Source organism: Desulfocicer vacuolatum DSM 3385 (genome assembly GCF_900176365.1).
Classification (GTDB): Bacteria; Desulfobacterota; Desulfobacteria; order Desulfobacterales; family Desulfobacteraceae; genus Desulfocicer; species Desulfocicer vacuolatum.
The window spans coordinates 33,949-47,738 of sequence record NZ_FWXY01000020.1; the positions used below are offsets into that span (position 1 = coordinate 33,949).

At 46.5% G+C, this 13,790-nt stretch carries 9 protein-coding genes and 1 riboswitch; of the genes, 4 read left to right on the forward strand and 5 right to left on the reverse strand.

The features are described from left to right. Window positions 1–299: 299 nt before the first annotated feature. From B9A32_RS16220 to B9A32_RS16235, 4 genes are all read right to left on the reverse strand, one after another. A complete protein-coding gene (locus tag B9A32_RS16220) occupies window positions 300–1,094 on the reverse strand; it encodes an ABC transporter ATP-binding protein (protein WP_084070880.1) in 795 nt (264 codons plus the stop codon). Continuing rightward, on the reverse strand, window positions 1,091–2,101 hold the full coding sequence (locus B9A32_RS16225; protein WP_084070883.1) for a FecCD family ABC transporter permease: 1,011 nt from the start codon (window positions 2,099–2,101) through the stop codon (window positions 1,091–1,093). Before B9A32_RS16225 ends, B9A32_RS16220 begins: the two co-directional genes overlap by 4 nt. Window position 2,102: 1 nt before the next feature. Further along, entirely contained in the window at window positions 2,103–5,000 is a 2,898-nt protein-coding gene (locus B9A32_RS16230) for a helical backbone metal receptor (RefSeq protein WP_170923874.1), read from the reverse strand. A gap of 273 nt (window positions 5,001–5,273) precedes the next feature. Further along, window positions 5,274–7,166: a TonB-dependent receptor plug domain-containing protein gene (locus B9A32_RS16235; protein ID WP_232367199.1), complete on the reverse strand. Its 1,893-nt coding sequence runs from the start codon at window positions 7,164–7,166 to the stop codon at window positions 5,274–5,276. Between the two features lie 147 nt (window positions 7,167–7,313). After that, window positions 7,314–7,503, reverse strand: a riboswitch (cobalamin riboswitch). 235 nt (window positions 7,504–7,738) lie between these two features. On the opposite strand from B9A32_RS16235, the gene B9A32_RS16240 reads away from it, so the two are divergent. From B9A32_RS16240 to B9A32_RS16250, 3 genes are all read left to right on the forward strand, one after another. Further along, a complete protein-coding gene (locus B9A32_RS16240; protein WP_084070890.1) occupies window positions 7,739–8,818 on the forward strand; it encodes an SGNH/GDSL hydrolase family protein in 1,080 nt (359 codons plus the stop codon). Window positions 8,819–8,912: 94 nt separating this feature from the next. Beyond that, the gene (locus B9A32_RS16245; RefSeq protein WP_170923875.1) at window positions 8,913–10,421 is read left to right on the forward strand and encodes a HEAT repeat domain-containing protein; all 1,509 of its coding nucleotides are present in this window, start codon (window positions 8,913–8,915) and stop codon (window positions 10,419–10,421) included. Window positions 10,422–10,432: 11 nt separating this feature from the next. Further along, window positions 10,433–11,047, forward strand: a complete 615-nt coding sequence (locus B9A32_RS16250; RefSeq protein WP_212637975.1) for a CPBP family intramembrane glutamic endopeptidase — start codon at window positions 10,433–10,435, stop codon at window positions 11,045–11,047. A 144-nt stretch (window positions 11,048–11,191) separates the two neighbouring features. On the opposite strand, the gene B9A32_RS16255 is transcribed toward B9A32_RS16250, so the two are convergent. After that, a complete protein-coding gene (locus tag B9A32_RS16255) occupies window positions 11,192–12,082 on the reverse strand; it encodes an amidohydrolase family protein (protein ID WP_084070899.1) in 891 nt (296 codons plus the stop codon). 301 nt (window positions 12,083–12,383) lie between these two features. Here B9A32_RS16255 and B9A32_RS16260 point away from each other — a divergent pair, with 301 nt between their 5' ends. Next, the gene (locus B9A32_RS16260; protein WP_084070902.1) at window positions 12,384–13,766 is read left to right on the forward strand and encodes a class II fumarate hydratase; all 1,383 of its coding nucleotides are present in this window, start codon (window positions 12,384–12,386) and stop codon (window positions 13,764–13,766) included. Window positions 13,767–13,790: the final 24 nt, after the last annotated feature.

Below are 13,790 nucleotides of genomic sequence, written 5' to 3' on the forward strand. Positions count from 1 at the left end.
AAAACGGATATCCTCAACCAATTTTGTATTGGTTGAGGATTTTTTTTTCTATTAAGCTATATGTGAGCCTTTTTATCTTTGATTTTCTGATGCTTGGGGGCATACCGGTTTAATGTGGTATAAAATGAAAAAAATATTACTGACTCCATCTGCTCGGACCAATTGTAAAGACAAAGAACTGATTACCTTTCCTCAGTCCATTGGTACAGGGAGTATTGAAATTTTTCACTTGAGTTACTTTACCAAATAGACGATTTCGTTAAAAAACAAACAAGAATTTCGAATTTTTTTTTATGACATCACCCGTCCAGTAAAATAAAAGGCTTACCCGACCGGGGATGCTGATCCACAAGAACCGGTGTTTTATACACCGTTTCAATGTATTCTTTGGTAATAACATGTTCTGGAGAACCGGTGCAAAAAACCTCCCCGGCCTTGCCGTTTAACAGAATCAGCCGGTGGGCATACTCACTTGCCAGATTCAGGTCATGCAGTACCATGATCACCGACAGGTTAAATTTCCGGTTTAGACGTCTAATTTGATTTAAAATCACCGCCTGGTGGGTAATGTCCAGGTGGGAGGTGGGTTCATCAAGTAAAAGCAGGTCCGGCTCCTGCACCAGGGCTCTGGCAATGGCTGCCAATTGCTGCTGCCCACCGCTGATGGCATCCATGGATTTTTCTGCAAGATGCCCGATGCCAAGCAGTCCCAGAGTCTCTTTTACCTTGTCAACATCCGCTTTTCGTTCAAAAAACTGATATCGTTTAAAATAGGGCAACCGCCCCATGAGCACATAGGCAGACACCGTCATGGGAGGCATGTCAATGGTTTGGGATACCCGGGCCACGGTTCTTGAGATGCGGGATCGGGATAATTTGCCAATCTCTTCTCCCTTGATGAAAATATTGCCCTGCCGGGGTTTGAGCACGCCGCACAGGGTTTTGAGCAAGGTGGTTTTTCCTGACCCGTTGGGGCCTATGATGCTTATGATTTCTCCATTTTGTGCCTCAAAAGAGATATTCTTGAGCACCGGGGTTTTTCCGTATCCACAGTAAAGATGGTCTGCCGTTAATATGGGGGCCTGGTCATTCATGAGATGGCTCGCTTTCGGGTTAATACATAAATAAACACCACACCGCCGATGATGCCGGTGATTACCCCCACAGGTAACTCCAGAGGAGATATGATGGTGCGGGCAATGACATCACACAGGGTGAGAAATGACGCTCCGGCCAGAAATGACCCCAACAATAAAATTCGATGATCCGACCCCACGGTCATGCGCATGAAGTGGGGTACAATAAGCCCTGCAAACATGATGATCCCCCCCACAGACACACTGAGGCCGGTGAGAATGGAGGCGGTGACAAAGAGCACTTTCTTAGATAACTCAATGTTAATACCAAGGTTCATGGCCTCTTCTTCCCCCAGGGACAGGGCATTTAAATCCAGACAGAAAAAAAGCGAAATGATAAGCCCGGCAACAGAGCCGATACAGCAGATGCGAATCAATGTGAGATTGGTTTCATCCAGGGAACCCATAATCCAGAACACAATGGTCTGCAGCTCATCACTCTTGGACACGGCCATGAGCAGCATTACAAGGGAAGAACACACAAAGCTGATCATCACCCCGGTGAGCAGCATGGTATCAGTCTTGACCATGCCGGTCTTGATGCTGATGAGATAAACCAGGGTGATCACGGTGAGGGCACCTAAAAAACCAGACAAAGGATAGGCAATGATGCCCATGATCAGATGCCATTTAAAAAGGATGTTCAGACACACCCCAAGGGATGCTCCACCGGAAATACCAAGGGTGTAGGGCTCCACCAGGGGATTTCTGAAAAGTCCTTGCAAAATAGCCCCGGCAAGGCTCAATGCCCCGCCTGTGGCAATGCCAAGGAGGATGCGGGGCATGCGGATTTTAAATAAAATATTGTAATCAGTGCTTCCCCGGCCATGGAAAATAATACCGGGAATGTCTTTTATGGCAATACCTGCACTTCCTGTGCAAAGGGCCACGGCACACACAACAAAGAGCAGAATCACCAGAAAGACGAGGACCCAGGCCCAGGTGATGAATCGAGAGCGTCCCATGTTACCCCTTAAAATCCAGTGACGGGTGAAGCAGCCGGGCGATCTCTTTTACCCCTTTGACAAAAATCAGAGGGGTGGGGCTACAGATAATTTCTGAATCCAGAAGATGGATGGCGTTGTGTTGCACCGCTGCCATGGTGTCAAATTTCATCCATTGCTGTTTTTCCGTAATGCCTGCGGATTTGCTGGAGCCCATGGTGGAGATGAGAATGATATCAGGGTTTTGTTTCACCACTTTCTCCCGGCTGTACACCCCGGAGTTCTCATGGGCCGCAATGTTAATGCCACCGGAAAGCCTTATGAATTCATGGACAAAGGTCTCTTCATTGGCCGTGTGCAGGGGTTTGATACCGATTTGAATGAATACTTTTTTAGGGGGCAGGGCTGCAATGGTATTTTGTACCTTTGTCACCTCTGCCCGGGCTTTTTTGATGATCTGTTCTGCCTTGTCAGAAACATTGATCAGTTTGCCCAATCGACGGGTGTTGGCGCAGATCTCTTCAAAGGTTTTGGGATTTTTAAAGGGCACCACTTTAATGTCAAACTGTTCCAGTACCCGGATCTGTTTTTCTTTGGTGAATTGGCTTGCCAGTACCAGATCAGGCTTTAAACTGATGATTTTTTCCACATTTACCTGGATAAGGGAGCCGATTTTTTCTTTGGGTGCCATGTTTGGGGGATCATCGCAATAGGTGGTATCCGCCAGGAGTCGATCCCCGGCCCCTAACAGGTAAATGGTTTTGGTGAGCACCGGTCCCAGGGAGATGATGCGCCGGGGCATGGGTTCTGTGGATGAATTTTCCATGGCAGCACCGGTGTCGGCACTTGATATGTCATTGGTGATCATTGCCTGATCTTTGCTTTTAATCTCCTTTTCATCAAGATCCGGGGACAGATCATGCAGGGTGGTAATGCCTGTCATCAAGGCATTAAAGGTCAGTTTAAGGGGTTCCGGCAAGGATCGGGTGGAGGCGAAATCTGTCAACACATCAACAGGGGCCTTGGAAATTTTTCGGGCCAGGTTCACTGCCAGGCTGGAAAAGGCACTAAGGTTTTTTATCTGTCCCCTTTCCATGGCATCACAAAGGGCAAAGGCCTGTTCCACAACACCGGCATATTGGGGCATCAATAACAGCCGTTCCAGTTCAGATGCCATGGTGCTGTCTTTGGTTTTACTGCATTGGCAGTCAGAACTTTTTGCAAGGGTGTGAAGGGATATATGTCGTTCTTCCAGGCGCTGGAACACATTGCGATGGTCTGTGATGCCGTTTTGAAGGAACACTGCCTTTTTTACCCCGTCATACACGGCCCCGGCAATGAGTTCTCCCAATTTGGTGTGGCCACCGGCCCCGTCAATGGGAGCACCTTCCCCCTGGACCACAATGATATTGTCCGTACCTGTTCCCGTGGCCTGGAGATTAAGAGGATCATCACTGCTTCTGATATCCAGATCTGCCATGGCGGCACTTTTGCCCTCTGTGGCGCAAATGATGGCCCGACTCATGGCCCGGGGGGAGAGTTTCCGGTTGGTCATGACAATAATATTAATGGTGCCGGGATCATAGTAAAATCCCGTGGAGCGGGAGGCCCGCTGGGCATTGGAACACACCCCGGCAGTTACAACAGCAGTGACGCTCAATGCTTTGTGGTTTTTCCGGGTCACCGTTAAATGGTCCATATTTGCTCCTGTCATGAGCAGAGCCGAAGTGGCAGGATCTCTTTTAACGGTGGTGAGGATACGTTTTGTTACCTTGGCCATGTCCGTTGTGTGGGCCATGTTCCAGGCCGGCGGCGGCAGGTAATGGTTGACCACTGTGGTGATACCGGTTTTAAAGCCTTCCAGGGTGGAAAGAACGGTCTGGGGGGTATTTAAATCAATGACCAGGGTTTTTTGCTTGAAATCAGCCAGGCGACTGGTAATCCGTTGACTTTTTTTAACCGGTTTCAAGGGAATGGGGATGGGTTCTGTGATCAGAATTTCATCGGGGAACACCTGGTTGTCCGGCTGGAAAAATTCTTCATTATAAATGGATGACGCCAGCCATTGGATGAAATATCCCGTGTACGAAGAGATCCGGCAGGTAAGCTCACAGGGGAAATAGTGGATGTTATGGTTTTTAACGGCATCCACATCCTTCCATCCATCCTGGTTAAAATATTTTTCTGCGGCTTTTTTATCGTCACCGCACCCAAAAATAAACTGGGGATTAAATTTTTGCCATTGCTCAAGGCTTATTTCAGTGACCATGCCGTCACCTTTAGGTGCCATGGGAATGCCGCCTGCACGGATGACCAGCTGGTTTAAAAAGGCATTGGCTGTGGGGGTCATTATCTTGTCTCTGCCCATGAGACGGACCACCCGCTTTCGTTCATTGGGGTTCAGTTTATTTAGCTTTGCTGCTATGACGGCAATGTCATCTTCAATGTCATTGAGGAGCTCTTTACCCTTTTGGGGTTTATTGAAGATATTGGCCAGGATTTCAATGTTTTTCATACCCTGGTCATAGGAGGTGATGTCAAGGCAAACGGTTTTTAGTTTCATGGCATCCAGCTGATCAATGATTTTTTGCTGGAAACTTGAGATAAAGACCACGTCGGGATTTAAATCTGCTATTTTTTGAATGTCCGGTGATGAAAATCCCCCCACAATGGGTTTATCGTTTTTCTGGCGGGGCAGGGCGCTGTGGTAGGTAACTCCGGCAAGGGCATCTGCGGCCCCCAGATTGCAGATCACCTCGGTGGTGGAGGGAACAATGGACACCGCACGTACAGGGGGGGCATCAAAGTGGATTTCTCTGCCCCGGGTATCGGTGATATCCACATCGGCCACTGCAGTGGTGCCCATTATAAAAATTATGGCCATGGCTTTAGTCATTGCCATGGAGAGTTTCTTTTTCATCGTAAACATCCTTTTGCAGGGATGGGATTTATTACCCATCCCCGGGTGATATTTTTCCGGCTTTTAAGGCGGCAGAAATTTCAATTTATCATTTGTTTTTTTAAACCCGGAAATATCAGAATTTCGGTATCCTTTATATGACCTTAAAAGTACTTTACAGTCTTTGGGAGAAACTCCCTGCAAATGGGGAATGATAAAAGAAAGTGTAAAGTACTTTTTAAGGGTGCCTGGATTTCGATAAAATCATTCAGATAAATTGATTTTCTATGTCCCTTAATAGGTCAGCTTAATACCTGCGTAGGCGGATACTCCGGCCTGGGCATAGCTGAAAGCCTCTTCATAGAATTCATCAAAGAGGTTATCCACACGGCCAAACAGCTGCACATGGGAATTGACGGTCCAGGAGGCAGCCAGATTAACAAGTGTATAAGAATCCAGGGTGCCAACGGCATTTCCATTTTTATCATTGGCGTAGGGAGAAGCTTTGCGCTCATCCACCCATTGAACATCGAGATTTAACACGCCTTTTTCAAGAAATCCATAACGGGTATTTAAAGACACTTTGTTTTCCGGACGGCGTACGAGGCTTTCTCCATCAGGATCTTCGGTGTCAGTATAGGTGTAGTTGAGCATGAATGCCAGTGTATCCAGAGGTTCCCATCCGGCAAAAAATTCCACACCTTTGGTTTTTGTTTCACCATCGGCCTGGGTATAGGTCCAGGTTGTCGCGTCAAAATCAATGCGGTTATCATAATCCATGGCAAAATAGGTCAAACCCACGGTGGCGGTACCGTTTAAAAATTGCTGCTCAACGCCCACATCCCAGCCATTACTTTCTTCGGCATCAAGGTCGCTATTACCATAGCTGGGATTATAGAGTTCATAAAGAGACGGGGCCCTGAAACCTGTGCCGTAACTTGCTTTCAATGTGGTGCCGGTTTGGGCAATGGTGTAGGAAGGGGCCAGGCGCCAGGTGGTTTTATCGCCAAAGGTTTCATGGTCATCCAGTCTTACTCCGGCAATGATCACAAGGTCGTCCATGCCGATGATTTGGTCCTGAATCCAGTAACTTTTAGTGTCTGCACTCTTTTTTTCAAATTTTGATCCCCAGGCCCCAAATGACTCTGACTTCATGCTTTCATCAAGGTAAGAGGCTCCAATGGAAAGCACATGAAAGTCAAAATCAAGATCCCCCTGCCATGAAAATGTATCAGTATCTCCATCATAGGTGGATGTCATGTCACCATTTTCAAAATAATCTCTGTCCTGCCGGCTCATCTGCCATGACAGGTTGGAATCAAGAAGATTGTTGAAAAGTTTATTATGTATATTAATTTTGGCCAGTGTCTGGTTGGACTCTGTGTTGGCATCCCCGTCCTCGGAGTATCCTCCCCAGTTGTAAGCATCAGTGTCCACATCGGAATCCATGTATCGTGCCAGGGCGCTGATGTTGAAATTATCTGTGATATCTATGCCCACATTGCCTGAGAGTGTGGTGTTTTCATATCCGTCATCTTCGTTGGTGCTGTCTCCCCGGGGGATGTCGCTGTTGTCATCATTGGCAATGGAGTAGCCGTCAATTTCGGTTTTTGATGCAGACAGGGCGAAATTGATTTTTTCTGTGGCACCTGATGCATTGGCCCCGGCTTTCCATGTGCCATAGGATCCTGCTTCAAATTTAACCGATGCGGAAGGGGCTTTTTTCCCTTTTTGGGTGATGATGTTGATGACGCCGGCGGTGGCGTTGCTGCCGTACATGACGCTCATGGCCCCGCGGATTACCTCAATTTGTTGAATATTATCCACGTTGATATTGGCAAGATCCGCACCTCTGTTGGCACCGGAAACATCATTTAACATGATGCCGTCAATGAGGACCAGGGTATTTTTGGAATCAGCTCCCCGGGTGAACACCGTTGTTGCTGTACCGGGTCCACCATTGGATACCAGGTCAATACCGGGAATCCCCCGGAGCAGATCTGCAACACTGTTTTGCTGTTTTGCCTGGATCTCTTCGGATGTGATGACAGTGACGCTGTTTCCACCGATTTTATCCAGAGAAATTTGCGTGCGGGTGGCGGTGACCACCATTTCGCCCATGTCTGCGGTGGTTTCGTTGGCCAGTGTGGATTGGGAGATGGATAGAAACAGGAATATTCCTGTCAAATACAATAGTCGTTTTTTCATTTGTTCTTTTTCCCCTTTAGTGTATTCAGGCTGGGGCGTCCAAACAAAAAAACCCCAACCGACAAGTTATCGATCAAGGGCTTCCCTTTTTGTCCTTAATGATCTTTAATGGCATCCTTTTCCATGGCGTACCATTTTTATCAGGCAGGTCTTCTGACTTATGGATCTTCCTACTTGCCAGGCCTTCCCATGAGTTGTTCACAGTGGCATTCTCTGGCGTTCGTCCCCCTTTACAGCGGTGGGCCCGTTCCGGATTTTAACCGGATTCCCTTTTACCCGTGAAATTATTACAGGTACCTGATTGGGCGAATAAGATATCAGTCCGGTGGGAAGGTGTCAAACGGTTTTATTTTACTGTAAAAAACAGGCGGCAAACCACGGTCTTTCTATATCCACGCCCCTCCGTTTATTGATGTCAGAAGCCATGCATTGCATGATGTTGTTTATTGAATTATTCCAATCTTCATGATAGTTCTGATTGTTGAAAACAACACATGCCGTATAAAGAGTGAACACTTACGATTAATGACTGCAGTTAAAGGAGTGTGAAAATGGTTCAATTGAATCAGCGGATGAAAAGAGTTATTTCAACTTTTTGTGTACTTGTTGCCTTTGTCATGGCGTTTTCCAGTGCTGCCCACGCGCGAATTTATGAAAATATTGTTGCCTTTGGTGACAGCCTCACCGATCATTATGGATTGTCATCCTACCTGGGGGTATATGATCCAGATACCAATCCCAATGGTGTGCCGGAGGTGTGGACCAACGGTGATGTATGGGTGGAGTACCTTGCTGCGGACTGGGGGGCGACCCTTGATAATAATGCCATTGGTGGTGCCATGTCTCTGGGCCATGAAAATGCTGATATCCAGGCACTGTCAGACAGTGGAAGCCTTCCCCAGCTGGGGCTTGTGGGCCAGGTGGATAGTTTTATCTCCACAGATCCTGAGTTTGATGAAGACGAGACTTTATTCACCATCTGGATTGGTGGAAATGATTTTTTGGAATTTGGTAGAGGGGAATCCTATACAACAGACCCTGAGGTGTTGATCGCTGGTATGATGAATAATATTTCGGAAACTGTTGTATCGCTTTACGCCCAGGGGGCTGATAATTTTCTGATCATAAATTTGCCAGATCTTGGAACCGTACCGGCTTACAACTCAAAAAGTGCTGAAGAAATTGCCGGGACAACCGCTTTGGTTCAGGCTTATAACACAGCACTTGCAACCACGATTGAATCACTTGAGTCCAGTTTTTCAGATATTTCAATAAACCTGTTTGATTCGTTTGGTTTTCTTACAGAACTCATTGATACCAATGCCTTTGCCAATGTTACCGGTACTTATATGGAGCTGGATACTGAAGGAAACAGAACGGGTAATGTGAACGGAGACGCCGATGATTACATGTTTTGGGACGGCATCCATCCCATGACCCGTGTACATGAGATGATGGCAGATGAACTGAGGGCAACCCTTTATCCCGATGAAGATGGTGGTGGCAGTTCGTCTTGTTTTATCAATTCAGTACAGGGGACTTCATCAGGATCTGCAACGCCACTGATCGTATTGATTGTCTCCTTTTGTCTTGCTGCAATTGCCGGTATCGGTTTGAAGCAAAGAAATTAATTTTTTACAAAAAGTGATATCTGTATCTATGAAAAAAGGCCTGTCAACCCCGTTGGTGTTGTTATCAGGCCTTTTTACGTCTCAGGTGGGATTCATGCTCCTGGTTTATACATCCAATCATGAAATTCTGGCCGCGCTAAAAGAGATTCATGGAACAAAATCGGCATATTTGACCATTCCCGCAGGCAATGTTGTCACCGGCCTTGGACAATTATCAACTGCCTTTAATGGGGGGCTTTTTTTCACATTCACTTTGGGGACCGGATTGAGCGTCACCGCCTTTTTATTTGGGTGGGTGTGGCACCATCTTTTGGGTCGTAATAAAAAGATCTTGCCCATTGCCATCCTCTGCTGGGTGGGGGGTGTTGCCATGGTTAATTATAACGGCCCCCAGTTCATCATCAGTGCTACGTTGCTGTTGACGCCGTTTGTGGTTTTCTTTTTCACCGTATTTCCTCATCCCTCCGGCTGTGCACGTTTGTCCCGGTTTTATCTATGGTTTCACATTCTATTGATATTTTTTTCAGTGACTGTCGCAGGATTTCTTGGGGGTAATATCTCCTTCAGCAATTTCAGGGACACCTTTTTATTGTCCAATCCTGCAGGGATAATGATCAATGATTTTTATTACAGATATACCCTCCACGCGGCCCGGGTATTTAAACCCCTTGGAAAGAGGAATGTGAATACCTGTTTCATTGATATTTCAAAGGATGATCCACTGGGGAAAAGAATTGAAGAAATTTTGCTGAAGGCTGACTTTTTTCCGGTGCCACCGGAAAAACAGGTGGATTTGTTTGTAACAAAAAACGGGAACCACCTTTGTTTCATCCACAGGGGGAAAAAAATACTGCAATGCAGTACTGCTGCTTTTGTAAGAAGTCCATCTGCTTGGTTAAAACAGTTTTCATTAAGAACAGATAACCATCTTCTATTTCGTCAACTGATCTATTTTTCTCTGGTGGCGGGATTGCCCCTTTGGGGGTATATCTTTTTGTGTGTTTTGCTACAGACATTTTTGGATAAAATTGGATGGTCTGGAAACAGAACAAGAATGGGAGTCTCTGTATTTGTTCTATCTGTTATCATGGTGGTGGTTGGTATTTTATCATACATGTCAAAAATTTCACCCCATACGGCTCAAAACCCTGTCCAATCACTTGTTGGAAGGAATCGCTGCGCTCACCTTCCAACCAAAAGTTACAACAGACACGCTTCGCATGCTGATGAATTTTTGGTTGCACCCCATGTGTGTGGGCGCATTGCTGCATTGAAAATCATTTGCAGGAAGAAAATAGATCTTGTTGATGTTCAGATCCATGGGGCCTTGCTGAAAAGTTCCCATGTGGCAGAGCGGTATTGGGCGGCCCGGGCGCTTGCTTATTCCCGGGGGGAAAGGGGGAGAAAATCTCTTATATCCCTGTTGGAGGATTCCCATCCCAATGTGGTGTGCCAGGCATTATATGCCCTGGGAAAAAGAGCGGATAAAACTGTGGTTCCGGCAATTATTCATTTAATAACAACTTCAGATCACTGGTATGTCCAGTGGTATGGCTATCGGGCACTTAAGCAACTGGAATGGAAGCAGATCGCATTGAATTAAAGACTGTGCTTATGAGTGTTGTCACCATTATGGTGCTGGAATCCGGTGGGGCAACCCTCCTGTCTTTATTTTTTCAGATTCCAGAGCTTGTGATGTTGACGCTCCTTCGCGTTCTTGAAATCACTTGTCTTCTTGCGATTGTCCATGGTTTTGGACAGGGACTTTTGTGTGTGGGCCTGGCCGGAGAGCAGTTGATGGGAGGCCTACTCCAGGGGGCTTGGTGGTCGCTGATATTTGGTTTTGTTGCATTGGCAGGGGCTGTTCTGCTATTGATCATGGGACTCAATCCCCTTGTGTTGCTGCATGTCCCCTTGCCAGGAACAGTGGGGCTACGGGTTCTTTTTCTTATCACAGGGTGCCTTATCGGACCCCTGGCTGAAGAGATTTTTTTTCGGGGTATTCTTTATGGATTTTTCAGGCAATGGGGTGTCTGGTTTGCCTTAAGTGCAACAACATTTTTGTTCGTTGTAATGCATTCCCCGCGTGCTGGCCTTCCTGTGCCCCAGATGGTTGGCAGTATTGTTTTTACCCTGGCATATGAAAAAAGAGGAGAGCTTGCGGCCCCTGTAATCATCCATTGCCTGGGCAATTTTGCCCTTTTGGGTATTTCACTGATTCCTGGATGAAAAATGTTTCAATATGATGCTCATCAATGGTGATAGCATTATAAAGCGGTTCAAGCAGTATACATAAGTCAGAGCAGGGAATTTTAACTTTTTGGCAAGGCATCCTTTTTTTGAATTTTGGATGGGGAAGTGCCAGGGGCATACTCAGATTTTATTTATGTTAAAAAATTGAGCCCCATTGTGCCAGCAGATTTTTTCCAAGGAGTTCTGTGAAAGTTCGGCCTTCTGAATCACTTTAAGCTCTCTATCCCAGGCATAGGGAATGTTGGGGAAATCAGATCCATACATGATTCTGTCAGATCTGTATTGGTTGAGGGGCACGCTTTCGTAAATGGGAAAGTAGTCTGTGATGGTCATGGCCGTATCCAGCCAGAGATTGTCATATTTTTCGATCAGATTTTTGTAGGCCAATATTTCATCAAATCCCAGGTGGGGAACACATATTTTAAGATCAGGGAAATTTTTTATGACTGTCTCCAGCTTGTCAACACTGCACAATACATAGGGATCGCACTTGTAGGCCGGACTTTTGGGTTCTCTGCTGACATGCATGACCATTGGTTTGTCATGTTTCTGACAGCACTCATACAATTTATTCATCTCAGGGCTGTTCATTTCAAAACATTGTACATGGGCATGGAGTTTTACCCCTTTAAGCCCAAGGTCAAAGGCTTGTTCCAGAATGATTTCTGCCTCATCCTCGCCGGGAAACACCGTGGCAAGGCCGGTGATTTTTCCTGAAAATTCCCGGCATTTTTCAGCCATGTATCGGTTTAAAAATCTTGCCATGCCCGGTTTGTGAGCATATTGCATGGCTACAATGTGATTGATCCCCCGGGAGAGTAAGAATTCAAGCAGATCAGAGCTGGTCATCTGGTATCTGATGCGCCATGCATGGACGTCAAACCATTGCCACACCGCCTGGAAAATCTGCCCCGGGAAAATATGTACATGGGTGTCCATCACAGGTAAAAGCTTTGTGGGAACACCGTCACCCTCTTTATCATCCATCACAGGTAAACTTGTATTGAGCATCTTAACTCCGATTTAGAAAAGGGAATGTAAGTTCTCAATAACCTCGGGCGGATAAAGCGTGATTACCTTTTAAACGCCGGATGTTATTCAAAAAAACTTCATGAATGCCCGAATTTATTGAGAACTTACAAGGAAATGCTTAAAGTTGTTAGAACCATTGCATAAATTCATTATATTTGTAAATATCAAAAATGCAAAGTTCATGAATTTTCAGGGAATTCACATGTGACCTTGCTTCACTCACAAAAAAACTTAAACATTTGTCTGGTTTGCAGGGTGTTTTTTATAAAAGGAGCAAAGAATGGATTATAGAGAAGAAAAAGATACCATGGGCATGGTTCGTGTCCCAAAGAACAGTTATTATGGCGCCCAGACCCAGCGGGCCGTGGATAACTTTCCCATAAGCGGCACGTCCCTGCCTTTGTCTTTCATTTACTCCCTTGCCCTGGTGAAAAAATGTGCAGCCCAGGTTAATGCTGCCCTTGGGGGTATAGATTCCTCCATGGGGCAGGCCATTGCTCAGGCGGCACAGGAGGTGATGGAAGGTAAATTTGATGATCAATTTGTGGTGGACGTCTTTCAGACAGGTTCCGGCACCTCCACCAACATGAACATGAACGAGGTGCTGGCCTCCCGGGCCAATGAAATTTTAACTGGACAAAGGGGCGGAAAATCTCCGGTTCATCCCAATGATCACGTCAATGCCAGCCAATCCAGCAATGATGTTATTCCAACGGTGATTCATGTGTCGGCTTTGACACAGATTTCCACACGACTGATGCCAGCCCTCGAAGCCCTTGAACGGGCCCTGTCTGAAAAAGCCCTTGAATTCAGGACTGTGAAAAAAATTGGCAGAACCCATTTGCAGGATGCGGTGCCCATGACCCTGGGCCAGGAATTTTCCGGGTATGCCAGGCAGATAACATTGGCCATACAGCGTCTTGGGGCGGTGAAACCAAGGTTACTGGAGCTTGCCCTGGGAGGAACCGCAGTGGGCAGTGGGTTGAATGCCCATCCTGATTTTGCCCCACGGGTAATCCAAACCATTGCCGCAAAAACCCAGCTGGAATTTCGGGAGGCAGAAAATCATTTCCAGGCCCAGGCCACCCAGGACACTGCTGTTGAAACCAGTGGAATTTTAAAATCCATGGCTGTGGCCCTTGTGAAAATTGCAAATGACATTCGCTGGCTGGCATCAGGCCCCCGGTGCGGGGTGGGGGAAATTAATATCCCCTCACTGCAGCCGGGTTCTTCTATTATGCCGGGAAAAGTCAATCCTGTCATTCCAGAGGCGGTGATTCAGGTGGGAGCCCAGGTAATGGGTAATGATACCACTATCATGGTGGGAGGGCAGGGCGGTAATTTTGAGTTGAATGTGATGTTGCCGGTGATTGCGCATAATCTTTTGCAATCCATTGAGCTGCTCTCTTCAGTCTCCATTCTATTTGTTGGAAAATGTGTTAACGGCATCACCGCCAATGAAGAAAAGTGCGCCGCCTTTATTGAAAAGAGTCTGGCCCTTGTCACTGGATTGATTCCCCATATCGGGTATGACAGGGCCGCTGATATAGCGAAAAAAGCCCACAAAAGTGGAAAAACCATCCGCCAGGTGGTACTGGAAAATAATATTTTGCCAGAGGCGATACTCAATGGTATTGCCGAATTTAATCCAGGGAGGATGTGAACAGGACCAGCCACAAAGGAACAT